Genomic DNA, 19,201 nt, shown 5'->3' with positions numbered 1-19,201 from the left:
CGATTCACCGAAGTGAGTTATTGCTCGATTGTAGGCTGTTAGCTTGCTGCGCCGGCCATCTGATAAGCTAGCTGCCTCGTTTGCTGGCGGGCTTGCTCTAAAGAATCCAGCCAGCGTTTATCTTTGAACTCTTCGTATTCCACGACAATGGAATTTACGCATTCTTGCTCAACGCCCAAATAGTGTGCACAAGCATGTAGTGCTGGGTCGAGTCCGTTAAGGTGTGCGCGCTCCCCGCCTGGGGCAAAAGCGAACTCTCCACGGGAAGATAGCAACACGAGTTTTTTGTCCCGCAAAACAGGCTCAATGGGGTAATCTCCGCGGCTAAGATCAAAGGAAAAGGTGAGGCCGACTCGGGCAATGAGATCGAACCAGGCTTTTAGAGAAGCCGGCATTGAGTAGTTATACATCGGTGCGCCCAAAACAATGATGTCGCTGCGGACAACTTCATCGATCAACTGATCAGATTCTTGCAGTATGGATTTTTGCTCCGCGCTTCTCTGCTCTGGGCTGTTGAAAGCTGCCGCAATCCAATCTTCAGTAATGAAAGAGGGAGGATTCATTCCAACATCACGTTGGGTGATATTGCAGGGTTTATGGGCACGAAACGATTCTGTAAATAGTACGCTGAGCTCCCGGCTAATCGAACGTGTTTTTCTAGCACTGGAATTAACTACGAGTATATTGTTTGTACTGGACATTGCTCTAATCTCCAAAAATAAGTGTTAGTCTGAGAAATAAACAGCGGTAATAGTTAGCTGTTGTTTGTAGGCGATGCTCAGATCATGCTGATGGCTAAAAACCTCAACGACTCTTCTGCAACTGGGAGTAATAAATCGATAAACTGTCTTGATCTATCATCGCTAGCAGTGTTTGGTTGCGGGGGTCACTGCTAAACTTCTCCAGCCCTCTATTAGCAGAATCTTGATCCTGCCAGTAAACTAGCTCTACCCAAATATCATCGCGCTTTGCAATATCGCGATGAACGAAACCTTCAGTTTCGTTGAGAATGTCGATTGTGGCATCTAGCGCATCGAATATTTGTTGCTGGCTAAACTTAGAATCACAGCGGAATTCCACATACTCAAATACTGTGGCATCTTGATAATCCATCGTACTTATACTCCTAGTTTTTAGTAGCTAGCTGCGATACGTTCTATATCTTCGCGGGTTTTCAGCGGCAGCGAGCAGCGATTTGGGTTGCATATGAACATGACAGGCTCGCCCAGATCAGGATAACGTCCTGGCCGTTCATAATGAATAACTTTTCTCGGGTGATAAATATCTAAACCGGCCTGATATAAGGCCTGGCTGCGTTGATCAGTGAAGTCATTACTAACCACCGTAAACTCAACATATTGTGCGGTGAGCAACTCGGCAAGTAGGGCAGTTTCTGCGGTGGCCTTCCCTTCCCTCGACAGTACTGGTTGACTGGCTACAGCGCGCAGAGTCGCCTCAGCGATGCCTTCATACTCAGGCTCTTTACTTAAGACGTGAAGTTGGTAAAAAAACTGACCGGCCAGAGCATTGCTCTCCAAGGGCTTGCGCGGAGCGATGGGTTCATCAGCGTGGGGAGCCAGAGCCCAAAAGCCGCCTACTTCGTGATCGTATAAGTGCTTTAGCATGGCATTAGCCAGTTTCTTACTTTGACTCAACCACTGAGGATCTGCAGTTTGCTGATATAACTTTAGAAAAGCGATACCAAATCGAGCTTGGGCAATTAGCAGCGGTCGATCGACTAAAGCCAGCGGTCGTAAACGTTCATCACCTTCGACAGCTTCAGATTTAGTCGTCTGTAGTAACCAGCCTTCAGTGGTCATATTCGTGGCAACAAAATGCTCGGCAGCGCGTAGGGCTTTATTTAAATACTTCTCTTCGCCAAGAGCTTGATAGACAGAGAGATAAGATAGAATAATTTCAGCGTTTTTGTCGGCGTAAACCGCATGATCCACAGGTGGGACACCATAGCGCCGGCGTTCCTCATTGCTGGAAAGCAGCCAGTAATCTTGTGGCCACCAATCAGCGGGCAAGCCTGGTGGGCTATCTTTTTGATTGGCATACCACTGGCCATGCTGGTTTTGCATCCAGTTATCTAAGAAGCGATCTACCTCAGCAATGGCGAGGCGGTATTTAGGGTTCTGGGTATGTCGATAGGCCAGGGCGAAGGCGTGCAACGCATTGGATTGATTACTGATGCGCTTCTCTGGAATGGCCATTAAACGTTGAAACTCGGCTGGTACATTAGGCGAGCCTGGGGCGATATTGGCCTCGTAGGCACCTCCCCAAACAGGATCTAGCGTGAGCATAAAGGTTTCGCTGACATTGATAGCTCGAGCCAACAAATTTTTATCATTTTGCAGGTGAGCGCGCAGATAGAGGTGGGCCAGTTTAGCACCGTCTGTTTCCGCGTTTACACCCCATTGACTCCAGCCATTGCTGCGGGAGTTGAAAGCGCGGTCAATTTGTTTCCGTAAATTATCGCGTAACATAGTAAGGGGTGAACTCACTGGAGCTGGCTGGGCAGCGTAGGGGGAGTCTGGGTCTTCCTGCAGGGTGCCGGCTTGCTGCTTTGCGATGAGATCATGCAAAATTGGAATGAAATTATGCGGAAAACGATTGCCGGCCATGGCGAACACTTGCTGACCATTAGGCATGAGGAATACAGTGGCGGGCCAAGCCCAATCGGAGTAACGTTCGCCAATATCGGGACGCGCTTGGGAGTCTACTGCGATGCTGACGAAATGCTCGTTCAGTAGTTTAATGACATCAGGGTTGCTGTAGGTATGCTGCTCCATGCGATTACAAGCGGTGCAACCTTCAAGGCCAACATTGATGAGAATCAATTTGTTTTGCTTTTTGGCGGTTGCAAATGTTTGTTGGCTCCACGTTTGCCATGCAACTTCAGCAGTACTGGTGACGCTTAAGCATAATAGCGAAAATAGTAGTATTAGCTGTTTCATGAGTTTATAACTCTTTTGTCTGAATAATGGAGAAATCTGCTTATGTGTGGCCAGAGCCATTACCGGTTCTGGCGGCTACGATACATTAGGGCTTAGCCTTTATTTAGCAGCGCCTGCAATTGCGCTTCAATCTTTGCTTTCGTTTTAAGGTTATAACCGGGATATGAGCCCGTCAGTTTTCCTTCGCGGTCATAGATGAAACTGGTTGGCATGCCAATCAGCGTATAGCCTTTGGATAGGGCTTTGTCCTTATCATGAATAACGCTGAATTTGGCGGGATGCTGCGCAAGAAAATTTTTCATCGCCTGGGCTGATTCATCGACACTGACAGCAATGATTTTTAGCCCCCTGTCTTTATACTTTTCCCGAATTTGATTCATCCATGGAAAGGATTTTTTACAAGGCACACACCAAGATGCCCAGAAATCTAAATACACAACTTGCCCTCGATACTGAGCTAAATCCAGCGAATCTGAGCGGGACTTAGCGCTAAACAGAAAGCTGCTAAAGATACAGGCGGCGATGGCAATGGTTTTCATATCTGATTCTCGGCATAAAGGCTGATTTCGTCAGTCTGTGATTCTAGGCTAGAGAAGAGCGCCAGTCTGCTGAGAAAAATTTGAAAGGGGATGAGAATTTTAGCGGGTATTCGAAAGGCCATCTGCGAAACAGCTTAGCCACCCGGTTACCCTATAAAATCTTAGCTATATAAACGTAGTTGTAATACATTTATAAAGCCTCGGCTTAGGTAGACAGTTTATACTGTTTATCTATGGATCGAGATTTTTACATTAATAAGAAGGCTCAACTAGATGTTTCTAGGAAATTGAAGGTCCTGAACTATGCTTTTGAAATCAGCAATATATCGAAAGCTTGCTGGTATTTCGGCATATGTAGGTAGACGTTTTATAGTTGGCGTAGGGCTTACACTGAAAAGAGCGAAGAAGGGTTAATAAATAATAAACCTTGCCCTGAAAATCATAAGCTACGTATAGCCTAGTGGGGGTGATGTTGGTGATTTTTCTTTTGACATTTTTTGCAGCAAAAGACCTGAATTTGATATTCAGTGCACCGGGAAACTAGGTGGCGCCTTATTTGGCCAAACGGCAGAGGCAAAGCAGGGTGTCCAAACTATATTTCGAGTCAATTTCTACAGCATTAGAGCTAGCTAAGACATTGGCTTTAAGAGCATGCTTTCCTGTCTTTCTTGAGGATCGCTTACCCATAGAGCGATGCGTTGTTCAAACGATTGGTTTAACACTAAACTTTGGGTGCTTAAAAGAAAGCTTGAACCTAGTGGAATTCAGCTGAAATCTATTTACCAGGAAATCATGCGTTCTGCGAGAGGAGGGTTCACTGTGTAGGTTGTATTCGAAAATGGGAGCAATATTGGTTGGTGAAAATAGGTGGTGGTATCTATCCATTGGTCTTTTGGCCGGTATGCGGTATGGCCTTTGATGTAATGCATGCAGTAGTTTTTTGCTTGTAGAGCTGGTTATGGCATTTGTTGGTGAGGCCGAACCAAAGGTGGTCTTGCAGGCTGGGATTTCAGATAGAGGTCTCATGTCTAAGATCGACCCTAGAATCCGAGAGTCTGAACAGGTAATCTGATACCCGTTTGTCTGAATGGGAAATGCATCGATTTTTTTCTGCACCTTGTCTAAATTGTTTTGGATTGCACTTAATTTCGCAAAAATTCGTTTTCTCGCATCAGCATTTAATTGAGGTTTTGAGCTCTTAAGAGTGTTTCGTTGCTGTCGTTTTTTTAATGCTAGTTTTTTTCTTTCTCTATATAGAGGTGTGGTTTCATGCTTGAGTTGTTTGTATAGATTGAAAATGTACTGTGCGTAACAATGGCTCTCGAATGAGCCCACGATATCCCATTTTGGTGATCTAGCACTTCGGCTAATGCTATACCTATTTCCCCCTATTTCCCCTTGATCTTTATCATGTTGAGTGCACACCTTTGCTAGATATGCAGCGGTAGATATGGGTGAGTCTGATTTTTTAAGGTGAACTTTACCTAGTTTCCAACATTTAGTTAAATAGGTATGTAATTTAGATTGTTTGTCTCGACATAGTTTCCACCGCAAGACTAGATGAACATGGGGGTTTTCTCCTTTATAGGTATTTTTCGGAGATTCAGCAACCCAGATATAATCAAAAAGACTGTTTTCGGCTTCAGGAAACCCTAGCTTTTTTGAACCTCTGAAATAAAGTCTTTTTAGGGCGCTCATGACCCGAGTTACCTCGCTTTGAAGTCTGAATTTATTGTTTAGAAGCTCTTCTCTGCTCTTATTATTCAGGGTTAGGGTGATGAATAGGTTATACCCGCCTCGATATTGGACATGGACAGCCGAATCTATGATTTTTCCAACAGCCCGTTGAGATAGACGGTTAGATTTGGTGTGTTTATCGGGTAGTTTGTTTTTGTGTGTTTTTCTCTGTCTGATTCTGTACTGCGGCATCATGCCGATATTCCTCGACTCCAGAAAAAAAGTCCTGCTGATTTGAGGAGACTCTTTTGTCCGACTTTTCGTAGCCTCATCTAGTAAGATGGTGCAGGGCTCAGGGAAATTCCTACTATTGGCATAGGCGTGCGCTTTTGGGTCAAAAATAGACATGGACTTGTTTTCCTGACTGGATGTGGCTTGGGAGTTGGGTGTTAGAGGGATACTTGGGGTGATTGCATTTAGAGTAAGAGGGTTATTGGTTTTGTGCCCAGTTGTTTAACTCTTGTAAATTCCAAGAATTTTTACTGAGTGAAATTTTTTTGGGGCGAGGGAATGTTTTGTCGCGTTGACTGATCCTCCATAGGGTTGTTCGGCTAATCCCTAGAAAAGCGCAAGCGGCACTGGTTGAAATGAGCTCGATCCGGTCTTTGTTGTTCAGCTCGATTAGTTTTTCGTTAATTACACACATATCCCATAACCCTTCTGCCAAAAAATATTCTTTTGTTGGACTCATGCTACCGTCAAAATATTGACGGTCAAGAGGAAATTTCTTACAGGTTAGGGCCTATCTTTCTTGAATTGGAATTTATTTTTGAGAAAAACTTTCTTGTTTGTGAAGGAAAAAAATAAAAAGTGTTTGCAAACAGTGGCTTAAATTTTGTCACTAATTATTTGTCATGCAAATTACCGTATTTTTCAACGAAAAAACGGCAGGCGACGAACGGTCGCTTTTAGTTGCGTTCAGTTTATCCATGTATGTTGGAATTTCATTTTTCCGCCACAGTAATTGAATTTGATTGCAGTAACAATTCCACATCTTTTGGCGATAGTTATGAGTTTTCCAGTTATTTGTTTTGTGCTGGTATTCCCGGCGGAGCAAAGGAGGGTTAAGTGGGAAGTTTGCTCAAAGTCTGAATTTGAGGGTTGCGCCGAATTTGGCTATGTGGAGTTTTAGCAAAACCAGCGTCATTGCTGGTGGGTTAAAATACACTTTGGGGCTGCTTTTTGGGCTCTTCATCATTAACGGGGGACACCGGCATTCATTAAAAAATAGATTTGCGAAGATCATTTTAATGGAGAAACACCGATGTCCCACGCAGCAACCATTGTAGGCATTTCTGAGCTACTTGTAGAGAGGGTTAACCGCCATGACGGCATTGAAGTCTGGGCTAGACCCAGCAACAGGCCGCCCTGCAAGCATTGTGAGAGCCACAATCTAAGGATTAAAGCGACACATCAGCGCACTTTGAAGCACACCCGCCAGGGCAACCACTTAATGACTTTGCACCTCAAGGTGCCGAAGTATCATTGTCGATGCTGTAACCGCTATTTTCGCCACCCTTTTGCTGGCATTAGGCCAAGGTATCGAGCAACTGAGTCTTACCGCTTAGAAGTCTTTGAGGCTCACGATGGCGGCGTGACCCAGCGCAAGCTCTCAAGAACTCACGATATCAGCCCCGCTACGGTAGAGCGTTGGTATCAACATCACATCGACATGAAGCGTTCTGAGATGAGTGAGCGCGATTGCCCTAAGGTTTTAGGTATTGATGAACACTTTTTTACTCGCAAGAAAGGCTACGCCACAACCTTTGTAGATCTTAGAAGGCATAGGGTCTTTGATGTAAAACTCGGGCGCTCCGAGGCGAGCTTGAGGTCTTATTTAAAAGGCTTAAGAGGTAAATCCAATGTTCAGGTGGTGGTCATGGATTTATCGGAAACTTATCGCAGCATAGCACGTCGATACTTTCCTCAAGCGACTATTGTAGCGGATCGGTTTCATGTAGTTCGGATGGTGAATCAACATTTTCTGAAGGTGTGGCAACAACATCACCCAGAAGGGCGAAGAAACCGAGGGCTGCTTAGTTTAATGCGCCGCCATAAATGGAACTTAAGCAACGAGCAACATGCGAACTTGATGACTTACCTGGGCGATTACCCTGTGCTGCAGGAATTGTATATCGCCAAGCAAAAGCTTATTCGTTTTATGCTGCTAAAAACGCTGACAGCCAAACGAGCCAGGAAGCACTTACCTCGCTACTTGTCACTGATAGATCAGCTGGAAGACAGCCCGCTAAGATCATTAGCCCAAACCCTCAAGTCTTGGATGGGGCCAATATTGGCGATGTGGAGATTCAGCAAAACAAACGGGATCACAGAGGGTTTCCGCAATAAGATGGAAATGATGTCGAGACGAGCGTATGGTTTTAGAAATTTTGAAAACTATCGGTTAAGAGTCATGGTCCATTGTGGCTGGGATGGAATTATTAACCGACCAATATGAATGCCATCCCCCGTTAATGGGGTAGAGCCGCTTTTTGTACCAAATTCAGCTGTGTACCAAACTGTGTACCAAATAGAGCAGGCAATAAAAAAGGCTAGCAGGTACTAACCTGCTAGCCTTTGAATAGTGGTAGCTAGAGGCAGACTATCTACCATACCTGTAAGGCCTTGAATTACCGTCAAATCCACCCCCATATGCTAGCATTTTGTAGCAGTTTTTGTAGCAATACGATAATCTAATTATGGAAGTAATAAGCACGGAGGCTCCCCAATGGCTACGATTGCCGATGATATAGACTTTTCCAATCCCGATAGTTCATTCGTTTTCTTTAATTCTGGGCAGGACTCCAGAAGAGCGTGCTTCTTTGAGGATTTTGAACCAAATGTCCGATATTTATGTAGCTCACTTGCTGACTTATTTCCAAAGCTTATGAGTTTAGTTGAAGTTGCCAATAGGTCAGGAAGCGATCAGAAAAGGCGGGCATGCCACTTCTATCTATATTCATATGTAAACTTGGTAGATTCGATCAAGTTATTGTGTGATGGGTATTTCCCTCAGTCTTGCAACACACTTCGCGTACACTTAGAGTCTGTTTTGACGGCAATTCTACTTAGCTACCAAGGGAGCTTAGAGCTGGTGGTTGAATGGAAGGGTGGAAAAGCCAAGAGAGTAAAGCAAATTGATTATCAGGAAAGGTTGTACAGCAAGAGCAAGGCTAAAAGGTTATACCCTATGAACTCCTTTGGATTGTGTGTTCACAATGCCTCTAAGCTTAAGTTAGATAAAAGTAATCTAGAGCTTCTTAGAAAGGTCAAAAAGCACTGTAGTGGTTATTCTCATTCTTCTTTTGAAAATCAAACATCAACTTTCTTCGAAACGGGAGATGATCTCCAGTTTGGTGGTGGATATAGCCAACATCTTAAAAAGCAAACAGAGACAGTTTTGGCTATGCAAATTGGTCTAGCTGAGGCAAATACCAAGCTGTTTGAGCACATCAGGGCTCAATGGGTGAAGTAGGTTAAAGTGGGGGCGATAAAAAGACAGTAGGCTTGAATGCCTACCGGTAAGTTTTGCCATTTTGGGGAGCTTTTAACTAGCTTGCTGGTGTTCAATCCCCCTTATATACAGGGCCTGAGGGCTAAGCTAGGCACTAAAAATGCGCATGTAGTATAAGGAATACACTTATACTTAATATTAACTCTAAATAGAGGTCTTAATAGCTGCTAAATAGATCAAATGAAATGAATGCATATAGACATCAAATAAGATATTAATATATTGCTTTAGTAGTTAATAGTTAAGGAAGTAGAGATTGACTGAATCATCTGACCAATACAAGAAAAGACAGATAATAAATGCAATTGAGTCCGTAAATTGGACATATAGGATTTCTGTATTCTTTGAGGTCTCTAGTGATTGTTCAAATGCTAGGGAGCACTTTGAATCTCTCCGAAAATCCTTGGGGCGAGGAAATGGGGTTAAAGGCTTTTTTTGGAAGCTGGCGATTAAGAATGTGCCAAAGTACTATTTTGAAGACTTGAAAGATGAGTCGGGTTACTTTACGGCACCCTTTTTAACATTGTACTTTGTCTCAGATTCCCCCAATGGTGTTGATAATGATATAGCGCGGATTGAGTCTTGGGCTCAGAGAAGCGGGTTGGCAGTATCCACAAAATCAGAACCTTGGAATCAAGAGAAGGCCAAAAATCATACAGCTTCAATTCGTACGGGCATGCTTCATGATCTGAACCGCTACTTCAAGCAAGATAAGGTGCAAAGGCATGGTTGGATTAAGAAAGGCCTTATCCCCAAGGATTGTTACGCTTAACATCACTCCGCCCTCCTTAAAATCCGGGGAAGGTGAATTTAATTCCCAGCTTGCTGGCTGTGAGAGGCTGATTGAGCGGTTTCTATGGGACTTTGCCATCACTGGGCGCCCAGAATAAATCCCGTTAAAATGGCTTATATTGGCTCTGAGACTCATCTGATTTGAATTTCACTTTTTGTGATCTTTCCACTTGGTACAATCGTATTTATCAGGCTTCTAACTAAGACTTCCTCCCCTTGTGTAGTTTTAGGCCCTAGCATTACCTCTATTTGTTGAAGTGCCTCAGCTCGAATGGGTAGGTCGATGTAGTCGCGGCTTGGCTGCATGATTTCACAGTATTCTTCCAAGCTATTCCCTTCGATAGTTGCTTGAATAGCTAGAGGGATTCGAAATCTCCATTCGTGTTCAAATGACCAGTCTTCAATCTTATGGAGCCCTATGTTTGAGAGGTCGAACCCTTCCATTGGATTTTTAGCGGTGTGCCAAAATCCTATCGTTTTGGTTCTTACGGGGGGAAGATCACCAACTGATTCGCTGTTTATATAATTAATTTTATCTGGTCCAGTTACGTGTGAGAATTTATGTACGGCACGCCTTCCACTTTGAGTAGGTAACATCAACATCTCAATAGGGGGTGAGATGCTTGCAGCATTAATATGCCCATTACCCCATTTGCCATATGTAATTTCATCTCTGGGATTGAATAAGTCGATCGGGAGTTTAACCCTAACTCCTTTCAGACCAGTATAAAGACTCCACATGGGAATTGAGTCTTGCTCAGACGCTGTCCATGATGATGAAAAAATAAGTTTTTCAGCGTAAGCAAAATCAGCGTTTTTTCCTTCTAATGGGTCGTTCAAGGTACTTAATTGGCGAAAGCGAATTGTTCTGTGGGACAAAATTAAAGCGAGGTTTTCAATTGAAGTGTAGTGGTACAAAAACGCAGGGGTATCATCCTTCATTTCTAAAGTCCTTTTCAGAGTGCTAGCACCCTATCAACAGGGGTCCTTTATGTACAGTGAAGCATAGTGTTCAAATGTAAGGCTCGTATTGAACAGGTGTTCACTTGTTGGTATTGTTACAATTGAACATTCCTTTTGAGGATGTTCAAAACTACAAAGTAATGAACAGGAGGGATTAGTGGCTCTAATAGGATACGCAAGGGTGTCGACGATGGATCAAGACCTATCGGCACAAATTGAGGCTTTGGAGCAGGCTGGGTGCCAGAAGGTGTTTCATGGTAAGCAGTCTGGAAAATCTGAAGACAACCACAAGATGCTTTCGACCTTAGTTGATTATTCAAGGGAAGGGGATGTAGTTGTACTAACCAAACTAGATAGGCTGGGTCGTTCGCTTAACTCAATTTTGGCTACGATATCTGATCTTCAAAACAAGGGAGTGTCTGTTAAAACACTTGATGGGCAGGTAGATACTAGTTCTAATGGTCCGATGCAAAAAGCAATGACCCAGCTTTTGGGGGTGTTTGCTGAGCTAGAACATAGTATTATTGTTGATCGTTTGCAGTCTGGACGCGAGCGCACAGGTAACAAAGGAGGGAAATCAAAAGCCTTAACCGGGGCTCAAGTACAAGAAATAGGACGGTTACATAAGCAGGGAGCTAGCAAGTCAAAGCTTGCGAAACAATTTGGTGTTTCTAGGGCTACGATCATGAGGGCGCTTCAGCCCACCTACCTAACTTCCTGACTTGATTCAATAAGTAAATATATTTTTGCTTTAGTTATATGGGTTTGCTGTATAAATGGCTAGGAGCATCTTTACCAAAAGGATTTTTTTTATGAAGTCTATTGCTAAGTGGGTAACAATAATTTGGTCTCTGTTTTGTTTGATTGGGATGTTTGCAGGTATTGCGAGTGTGGGAGAAGAGTTGAACAGGCCTATGACAGAAATGGAAGAAGCGGGCGCTGGCATCGGCATAGGATGCGGAATGTTTGTCTGGTTCTTTGTGTGGGCTGCAATATCAGGACCATCAGCGCTAATCTGGACAATGTCTGGCAACAAAAAAGAAAAAGCAACCAAGTCAGATTCTGAGATTTGTCGAGAATGCGGGAAGTTTTATTCTGGTAATCCGAAGTTTTGCCCGAGCTGTGGCAATGAAATTTAAATTTGTATTTCTCGCAGCTATATTGGTAGGCGTTGGTGCTTGTCTATCCGTTGGTGAGGAGGGGAGGAAATACTTAGCTTTTTCCCTTCTTGATTTTTATCAAATCTCGGTGTCGCCAATGTTGACTTTTGTGAATTGCAGATATGATGTCTCTTGTTCCGAGTTTGCCAGAGTTTCAATAGCTGAATTTGGAGTGGCTGAAGGGGTGCATATGACATTTTCCAGACTTCTTACTTGTATATAAGAAAAACTTATTGTCTGAGTAATTAATGATATTTTGAAATTCTGACTAATCTTAATTTAATGATGTCTGTTATTGGTTTAGTGGCTTGACCGTACTTCCGATATAGTTATTCGTCTTTGCTTTTGATGTTTATAATTGGATTTGGTGGAGTTGTATAATGAAGTGTAGGGTGGTTCGCAAATTAGTGTTGTTACTGGCTAATACGACCGTTGAAAGCTGAGTGCTGACTTAAGGATTACATATGAATTTAAAATTGCTGTTAATTTTAGCGATCTCTCTACTTCCGATGGCCACTTTGGCACAGGTTAGCTTAGAGACGCCCGCTAACCAAAGCGTGGTTAGTGGGGTTGGGCTTGTTCGTGGGTGGGCATGTGATGCTAGTGCTATCGAGCTCTCAATAGATGATGGAAAATACAGGGTGCCAATGTTGTATGGTGGGGATAGATCGGATACGGCTGACAGGTGTGATAACGATGGGCTAAATGGCTTTGGAACTGTAGTGTTCTGGCCTAATTTCGGTCTTGGTGAGCACAGTGCTGAGCTGATTGTAGATGGGGTTTCAGTGCAAAGTTCGAATTTTATTGTTGAGTCGGTTTCCGGGGTCTTTGTTAAAGGGTTAAGTGGTGGTGTTGCGGTCCCTGATTTTCCAAATGCAGGTGAAACCAGTTATCTAGCTTGGTCTGAGGCGGATCAAAACTTTATAGTCGATTATAAGGCTGCTAAAGGCGAGGTTAAAAAAAAGCTAACTATAGACGTGGGAGAGTTGCAGGCGACCGCTGAATTTGATCTGGATCCAGATATAGAATATCGATTTGGTGGAAAGATTAGGGTGGGAGGGAGCGAGAATGCACATATATTCACTCTTATAGATGCGAGTGGTGCAGAGCATTCGGCCGGACATGGGTATGGCCCAAACAAAGCTACGAGTATCATTCCTATTAATCAACCTAACAATAGTGAAGTCTATCGTAAGGTTCGTATCACGGTATATAGCAAGTACACGGTTAACTCGGATCATACGGTCTCACCTTTGCCGTCTGATGTGAGGACTGAATTTATAATTACTCTTAAAGAAGGTGACTTCCTTCAGTTGTGATGATTTAAAGCGTAGAGGTTCAGGCCAGATCTGACACATCGCCTTGAAAAAGAGGGAGTTCCCCCGTTTTTCGGTTTCGTTTTGGTGGCTGTACAGTTGGAATAGTTTATTTACCTGTTTTTTTGTATTTATAGACGCTTTCATCCCAGCTTATTTTTCCTTCGGGGGTGTAACCGTTGATTGCTTTTTGGCAATTTCTAAGGCTGGCTTCAGAAAACTTGTTGGCGTAAGTTGCAGTTTCACCTAGCAGTGATGGCTCGTGGCCTGCAATTGTCTGAATTATAGTTGTGGTTTGCCCATTATCTACTAGAGCAGTAATTAGGTTGTGACGAAAGCTGTGGAAAACCTTTCGGCCTCCCCGTTCATCTGTTGGATTACTGGGAATTTTGTGATATGTCTTAAGTCGGTCGTTCCAGTAGGTGCTTACTTGTTGGCCTAGGCTGTCACCTTTGGGCTTCAGGTCTGGCCAGAGTGAGCCATTTTCTAAGCTGTTGACGTATCCAATAAAGCCATTATCGATTAGTTGGTCATGTATGGGAACGTATCTAATAGCGTTACCTGTCTTTAGTCTCTTGTTTTCTTCATCATTGATTGAAAAGTATAGAATACCAGTCTCTGATTTAATTACGTCAGTCGTTAGAAGTTGGGCGATCTCATTTTGTCTGGCCCCGGTAAATAAAGCGACTCGTGGGAGCCAGAATTGCCAGCGGTGCAAAATTCTTGGTTTGGGTAGATTGAATAACTCGGTTAGATCTTTCTTTGTGTATACAGCATAATTTTGTTTTGGTTTGTAGCCTGCTTTAACTACCCACCTAAGTCCTGTAAAAGGGTTTTGGCTTATGTGTTTATTGTGGAGTAACCAGTTAAAGAAGCCTTTGATAACGGAGCCTCTATCATTAATAGACCCGTCTGACAGTTGTTGTTCTTGTTCTAGGATCTCTTTTAAGGGTTGATCCTCAAATCTACGCTTGCGATAGCGGGGGATTCTTCGGGTGTAGGAAATAATGTCCTGTGCGATACTTGTATCAATATCATTGATAGATATTTCAGCAGGTAAAAGGTCTAAGAAATCCTTAAACCAAGATTCGTGCGTCTTGAACGTTTTTGAGCCCGATTTCCATTCGCCGTTAACAATCTTTTGCTGTTGATAATCCTTCCAATATTCGGTAATTGGTCGCGACTCGGGTGGGCTATTGTCCGGGGTGATAGTAGTTGTATGGGTTTCGAGCTGTTCAAGTTCTGCTTCAGTGAAGCTTAGAGGGAAATGTTGGGTCAAGTTGTTTGGGAGCTGTGGGCTGCTATGTATATGGTAGATGGCATTCATTGCAAATCTATCTTTGACCATTCGGTGGTAAAGGTCTGGTGAGTTTTCTTTTATTGCTTTAATCGGCTCAGGTATGCCAATTGGATAGGCGGCCTGCTCGAAAACTGAATATTGATCATGCTCGTTTAGGTAGCCTTCGGTTGTCATAAGTAGAGCGCCAACTTTATAAAGTTTCCTAAGCCGTTCAACCTCTTCGAGTGAATTTGAGTCACCAAGTAAGCCCTGTATGACTGTTTTAGGTGGCTTTATTTGGCTGATTTTTTTCTTTAGGGCGGCCCATTCAAGGCTGAGGACTTCACGATAGGCTTCTAGGGTTTCGTCTGTGCACATAGATAAAAACTTGCTTAACTCCATTGATATTAAAGCGGATAGCTGAGTTGCTATCAGTTGTTCTTTTGTATGAAGGGTCTTATAAAGCTCGGTTTGTTTGACGATACTGCGAAGCTTTATAGGTACTGACCAGCGGAAGTAATATATACCAGATGAGCGTTGTTGTAGCATGATTTGTAGCAAATCCCTAGATACCAGTGAAATAAGATAACTTAGGATTTGAGGGAAAAGGAGCAGCCCTTTGATTTTAAAGGGCTGCGTGGTGAGTGAACACCAACCTTTAAGAATAGTGGTAGCTAGAGGCAGACTTGAACTGCCGACCCCAGCATTATGAGTGCTGTGCTCTAACCAGCTGAGCTACCTAGCCACTGGACCCTGATGTCACGGTGAGCGCTTTAATAAGTGCTCTGTGTGTCTCAGAGGGCGCGTATTTTCGCGATTTGCCCTTGCTCTGTCAAGAGGTAAGGGCTTAATTTTTCAGCTTTTTTTCACTTTGCTTCGACGCTGGCGATTGGCTGCTGTTTGGGCCTGACTAGGGCGCTTGTCATGGAGCCTGCTACCACCATAAATGCGCCCAGCCAGCTTAGCCAATTTAGGGCTTCGGCCTGGATCATGTCGGGCATTAGCCAGGCGGCTAGGTGCACGAAGAAGAGGCTGGTGAGCGGTACGATGGTGATGGTGGCGCTTACTCGGCTGGCTTGCCAGTGCTCCATGGCCATGGCGAAGGCGCCATAGGATAGGGCGGTGTTGATGCTGGCGAATATTAGGCAATATAGCTCGGTGCGATTCAGCTCTAAGAGCTGCTCTGGCTTGGCCAGTGGGAAGAAGATAATGGCGCCGGCGATATAGATGGTTAGTAAGACCTCTTGGGAGCCAAATTCTTTTAAAAGCTGCTTTTGGGCCAGGGCGTAGATTGTCCAGCTTAGGGCCGAGATAAAGACGATTATTACGCCTAAGTTGTATTGGCTGTCTCCGTCGCCGCTGTCACCCCCGCCAAATAGGCTCACTAGGCGATGGTTAAAAAAGAGCAATAAGCCAAGGGTGAATATTGCTACGCCTATCTTCTGCCAGCCGCGAAAGGCTTCTTTGTATAACCAAACGCTGGCTAAGAGCAGCAGCATTGGGGCCACTTGAATGACCAGCTGGGCGGCCTCAGGGCTGGAAAGATCTAAGCCGCGCACCCATAGAAAGTAGTTGCCGCATAGGCCTATAACGGCCACCAGCATGGGGATACCAAGTTTCGGCTGGGCCATCTTACGCCATTGATAGCCGCCTTTGATGGCATAGTAGCAACCCACAAGAGCGGTAGAAACCAGCATGCGATACCAAATAATGGTGTTCACATCCATGCTGGCCAATAGGCCTTTGATGGCAACGGGCAGGGAGCCCCAAAGAAGTACGGTGAAAAGGCTGAGGGCTAGGCCCAGCTGCCAACGGTCGCTGGGCTGATGCATTGCTTTGCCCTACTTATACGTTAAAACGGAAGTGGATAACGTCGCCATCAGCAACGATATAGTCTTTACCTTCTAGGCGCCATTTGCCGGCATCCTTTGCACCCGATTCGCCTTTGTTGGCGATGTAATCGTCGTAGCTAACGATTTCGGCGCGGATAAAGCCTTTTTCAAAGTCGGTGTGGATCTTACCAGCCGCCTGTGGGGCAGTCGCACCTACTGGGATGGTCCAAGCGCGTACTTCTTTTACGCCCGCGGTAAAGTAGGTGTGCAGGCCTAGTAGCTCGTAGCCCGCGCGAATTACGCGGTTTAGGCCTGGCTCATCTTGGCCTAACTCTTCTAGGAACTCGGCTTTCTCATCGTCGTCTAGCTCTGAAATTTCCGCTTCGATCTTGTTGCAGATGGTGACGACAACAGCGTTCTCTTCAGCGGCGATGCCTTTTACCACATCTAGGTGTGGGTTGTTTTCAAAGCCTTCTTCATCGACGTTGGCGATGTACATGGTGGGTTTTAGGGTCAGCAGGCTAAGCTGTTTTAATAGCTGTAGCTCATCATCATTTAGAGCAAAAGAGCGCAAAGGCTTGGCTTCGTTCAGATGCGGCAAGATCTTTTCCATCAAGGCTTTCATCTTGATGGCGTCTTTGTCTTGGCCCTTGGCCGCTTTGGTAAAGCGCTGTAGGGCTTTTTCACAGCTTTCTAGATCGGCCAGCGCCAGCTCGGTATTGATGACATCGATGTCGGCAGCTGGGTTGATGGTGCCTTCAACGTGAATAACGTTTTCGTCTTCAAAGCAGCGCACTACGTGGGCAATCGCATCGGTTTCACGGATATTGGCTAGGAACTGGTTACCCAAACCTTCACCCTTAGAGGCGCCAGCTACCAAGCCTGCGATATCCACAAACTCCATGGTGGTGGCGATCACTTTCTCGGGTTTTACGATCTCGGCCAGTTTATCTTGGCGTGGATCTGGTACCGCTACGACGCCAGCATTGGGCTCGATAGTACAAAAAGGAAAGTTCTCGGCGCCAATACCTGCCTGGGTTAAGGCGTTAAATAGGGTGGATTTACCAACGTTGGGAAGGCCAACAATGCCGCAATTAAAGCCCATAGTGTTCTGTCTCGCTTAAATTCTGGATCAACGCCCACGTGGGGGCACAAAAAATAGGCGGGCATTCTACTACAAGGAAGGGAGTATCGATAGAAGCGGTATTTTCATTTCACCACTTCTATCGATTAAGAAAGCCTAAATGAGCATTTAGGCTTTTATCTATCTAGCTTTGAAGCGCTTAAGCGGCTTTTTCTTCGAACTTGTCGTCGTCAGCCGGTAGGTTTTCTAGCTTACGGGTGTATAGGGCAATAAGCAGTACAACCGCACCAATACCAACACCAAATACTAGGATCTGGCCGTATAGGTTAGGCATCTGATCTACTTGGTTCGGATCGAAGTTACCCGCTAACAAACCAGAGATAATGTTGCCGATAGAGTAGGTTAGGGTAAATACACCCATCATCTGGCCTAGGAAGCGGCGAGGTGACAAGCGGCTTACCGCACTCAGTGCAACCGGGCTAAGGCATAGTTCACCTACAGTGTGTAGGAAGTAGGTGGTGATCAACCAGTAAGGCGCCACTTTCAAGCCGCTAGCAGCGTACTGTGCTGCGAAGAACATTACCAAGAAGCCACTGGCCATTACGATTAAGCCAATTGCACATTTAATGCCGTAAGCCGGGCTTACCCAACGCTTACCGATGTTAATCCAAAGGGCAGCAAAGAATGGGGTTAGGGCAACAATAAACAGGGCGTTAGCGGATTGGAACCAAGCGGTTGGGATTTCGAAGCTACCGATCATGCGATCAGTGTAGTCGCGGGCGAACAAGTTCATTGAAGAACCTGCCTGCTCAAAACCAGACCAGAAGCACGCTGAGGCAACACAAACAAGCAACAAGGCCCATAGGCGGCTTTTTTCGTTACCGGTTAGGTTGCCCATGAAATAGATATAGGCGTAATAGACAACAAAGATCAGAGTAAAGGCAATCGCTACGTACTGAGCTACAGGCACTGGATCGATAACAATTGTGCCGTTATAGGTTAGGCCAGTAATAGTCGCAACGATGGCTAAGAAGATACCGATAGCGGCCCAAGTCTTTTTACGACCTTCTGGGCTTAGTGGCTCGGCAGGCTCGGCGCCAGCACCTTTTAGCTTAGGCTCGGTCATTTTGTATTGAATCAAGCCAATGCCCATACCAATCGCTGCTGCACCAAAGGCATAGTGCCAGCCAACATTAAGCTGTAGCCAACCACAAACAAAGTAACCCAATACCGAACCGATATTGATACCCATATAGTAAATGGCATAACCCGCATCGCGGCGCGCATCGCCTTCGCTATACAGGTGGCCCACTAGGGCGGCAATATTGGGCTTTAATAAACCAGTACCCAATACCACAAAGATAAGACCAATAAAGAAGCTGCCATCAGTTGGGATGGCTAGCACGATGTGGCCGATCATGATGATCACGCCACCATAAAAGACGGCTTTTTGGCCGCCAAACATGCGGTCGGATAACCAGCCCCCTGGTAGGCCCATAAAATACACCGAGCCGGTGTATAGGCCGTAAATGGCGGCAGCAGAAGCTACGGTAAATACCAAGCCCCCTTCTTGTAAGCTGGCCGTCATATAAAGCACTAAAAGCGCTCGCATGCCGTAATAACTCATCCGCTCCCACATTTCCGTGAAGAAAAGTGTGGTTAAACCTGCCGGATGACCGAAAAAGCTAGTATCTGAGTTGGAGCTCGCTTCTTGGTTCATTGGATATCCTTTATTGGTCTATAATCTGTAGGAATTCAAACCCTGCTGAAAAGGTAACGCCTATACCCCTGTCTAGGTGTTTTAAAAAGGGTTAAAGAGCTAAACGAACGCCCTACCAAACCCCTCCAAAATAATCGCTTGGCCTATTTTCTGAGCGATTAATAGCTGTATAAAGGGTATAACTAATATTCCTTATGTTTCACGGGAACAATTCGCCAAAATACGCTGCAATTTGGCTAAATATTTACATGTAATTCCCGCTAAAGTAGTAGGTCCAAAGCAAAATGATCTAAAATGCTTAAGGT

General features: G+C 44.8%; 17 protein-coding genes and 1 tRNA gene. 7 read left to right on the top strand and 11 right to left on the bottom strand.

Features of this window, described 5'->3' with window-relative positions:
- Positions 1-38: 38 nt before the first annotated feature.
- The 5 genes from Q1A41_RS12310 to Q1A41_RS12290 form a co-directional block, all read right to left on the bottom strand.
- Positions 39-701 (bottom strand): NAD(P)H-dependent oxidoreductase, encoded by a 663-nt coding sequence (locus tag Q1A41_RS12310; RefSeq protein WP_299979277.1) that lies wholly within the window; start codon positions 699-701, stop codon positions 39-41.
- Positions 702-804: 103 nt separating this feature from the next.
- Positions 805-1,113, bottom strand: a complete 309-nt coding sequence (locus Q1A41_RS12305; RefSeq protein ID WP_299979274.1) for a hypothetical protein — start codon at positions 1,111-1,113, stop codon at positions 805-807.
- Between the two features lie 20 nt (positions 1,114-1,133).
- Positions 1,134-2,960: a DUF255 domain-containing protein gene (locus Q1A41_RS12300; RefSeq protein ID WP_299979271.1), complete on the bottom strand. Its 1,827-nt coding sequence runs from the start codon at positions 2,958-2,960 to the stop codon at positions 1,134-1,136.
- A 92-nt stretch (positions 2,961-3,052) separates the two neighbouring features.
- Positions 3,053-3,499, bottom strand: coding sequence for a TlpA disulfide reductase family protein (locus Q1A41_RS12295; RefSeq protein ID WP_299979268.1), 447 nt, complete (start codon positions 3,497-3,499; stop codon positions 3,053-3,055).
- 702 nt (positions 3,500-4,201) lie between these two features.
- On the bottom strand, positions 4,202-5,584 hold the full coding sequence (locus Q1A41_RS12290) for a hypothetical protein (protein ID WP_299979265.1): 1,383 nt from the start codon (positions 5,582-5,584) through the stop codon (positions 4,202-4,204).
- Positions 5,585-6,500: 916 nt separating this feature from the next.
- On the opposite strand from Q1A41_RS12290, the gene Q1A41_RS12285 reads away from it, so the two are divergent.
- The 3 genes from Q1A41_RS12285 (at position 6,501) to Q1A41_RS12275 (ending at position 9,522) form a co-directional block, all read left to right on the top strand.
- Complete coding sequence (locus Q1A41_RS12285) at positions 6,501-7,694, top strand: ISL3 family transposase (RefSeq protein WP_299979262.1); 1,194 nt, start codon at positions 6,501-6,503, stop codon at positions 7,692-7,694.
- A 270-nt stretch (positions 7,695-7,964) separates the two neighbouring features.
- Positions 7,965-8,711, top strand: coding sequence for a hypothetical protein (locus tag Q1A41_RS12280; protein ID WP_299979259.1), 747 nt, complete (start codon positions 7,965-7,967; stop codon positions 8,709-8,711).
- Positions 8,712-9,006: 295 nt separating this feature from the next.
- Entirely contained in the window at positions 9,007-9,522 is a 516-nt protein-coding gene (locus tag Q1A41_RS12275; protein WP_299979256.1) for a hypothetical protein, read from the top strand.
- Positions 9,523-9,674: 152 nt separating this feature from the next.
- Here Q1A41_RS12275 and Q1A41_RS12270 read toward each other — a convergent pair whose 3' ends face one another.
- Positions 9,675-10,484: a hypothetical protein gene (locus Q1A41_RS12270; protein WP_299979253.1), complete on the bottom strand. Its 810-nt coding sequence runs from the start codon at positions 10,482-10,484 to the stop codon at positions 9,675-9,677.
- Between the two features lie 178 nt (positions 10,485-10,662).
- On the opposite strand from Q1A41_RS12270, the gene Q1A41_RS12265 reads away from it, so the two are divergent.
- The 4 genes from Q1A41_RS12265 (at position 10,663) to Q1A41_RS12255 (ending at position 12,984) form a co-directional block, all read left to right on the top strand.
- A complete protein-coding gene (locus Q1A41_RS12265) occupies positions 10,663-11,226 on the top strand; it encodes a recombinase family protein (RefSeq protein WP_299979251.1) in 564 nt (187 codons plus the stop codon).
- Between the two features lie 91 nt (positions 11,227-11,317).
- Positions 11,318-11,644 carry a hypothetical protein gene (locus Q1A41_RS12260; RefSeq protein ID WP_299979249.1) on the top strand — a complete coding sequence of 109 codons (327 nt, stop codon included), beginning with the start codon at positions 11,318-11,320 and terminating at the stop codon, positions 11,642-11,644.
- Positions 11,634-11,888 carry a membrane protein insertion efficiency factor YidD gene (gene yidD, locus Q1A41_RS20390; RefSeq protein WP_363322385.1) on the top strand — a complete coding sequence of 85 codons (255 nt, stop codon included), beginning with the start codon at positions 11,634-11,636 and terminating at the stop codon, positions 11,886-11,888. The genes Q1A41_RS12260 and yidD overlap by 11 nt, the downstream gene beginning before the upstream one ends.
- 241 nt (positions 11,889-12,129) lie before the next feature.
- The gene (locus Q1A41_RS12255; protein ID WP_299979246.1) at positions 12,130-12,984 is read left to right on the top strand and encodes a hypothetical protein; all 855 of its coding nucleotides are present in this window, start codon (positions 12,130-12,132) and stop codon (positions 12,982-12,984) included.
- A gap of 106 nt (positions 12,985-13,090) precedes the next feature.
- Here Q1A41_RS12255 and Q1A41_RS12250 read toward each other — a convergent pair whose 3' ends face one another.
- The 5 genes from Q1A41_RS12250 to Q1A41_RS12230 all read right to left on the bottom strand — a co-directional run bounded on the left by Q1A41_RS12250 (position 13,091) and on the right by Q1A41_RS12230 (position 18,896).
- Positions 13,091-14,809, bottom strand: a complete 1,719-nt coding sequence (locus Q1A41_RS12250) for a site-specific integrase (protein WP_299979244.1) — start codon at positions 14,807-14,809, stop codon at positions 13,091-13,093.
- 119 nt (positions 14,810-14,928) lie between these two features.
- Positions 14,929-15,005: transfer RNA gene (locus Q1A41_RS12245), tRNA-Met, on the bottom strand.
- 121 nt (positions 15,006-15,126) lie between these two features.
- Positions 15,127-16,092 carry a DMT family transporter gene (locus tag Q1A41_RS12240; protein ID WP_299979241.1) on the bottom strand — a complete coding sequence of 322 codons (966 nt, stop codon included), beginning with the start codon at positions 16,090-16,092 and terminating at the stop codon, positions 15,127-15,129.
- A gap of 13 nt (positions 16,093-16,105) precedes the next feature.
- Positions 16,106-17,197 (bottom strand): redox-regulated ATPase YchF, encoded by a 1,092-nt coding sequence (ychF, locus tag Q1A41_RS12235; RefSeq protein ID WP_299979238.1) that lies wholly within the window; start codon positions 17,195-17,197, stop codon positions 16,106-16,108.
- A 178-nt stretch (positions 17,198-17,375) separates the two neighbouring features.
- Positions 17,376-18,896, bottom strand: a complete 1,521-nt coding sequence (locus Q1A41_RS12230) for a peptide MFS transporter (protein ID WP_299979235.1) — start codon at positions 18,894-18,896, stop codon at positions 17,376-17,378.
- Positions 18,897-19,201: the final 305 nt, after the last annotated feature.

Source organism: uncultured Pseudoteredinibacter sp. (assembly GCF_947502065.1).
GTDB lineage: Bacteria > Pseudomonadota > Gammaproteobacteria > Pseudomonadales > Cellvibrionaceae > Pseudoteredinibacter.
Note: the sequence above shows the minus strand (reverse complement) of the source record. Positions and strands in the feature narration are given on the sequence as shown.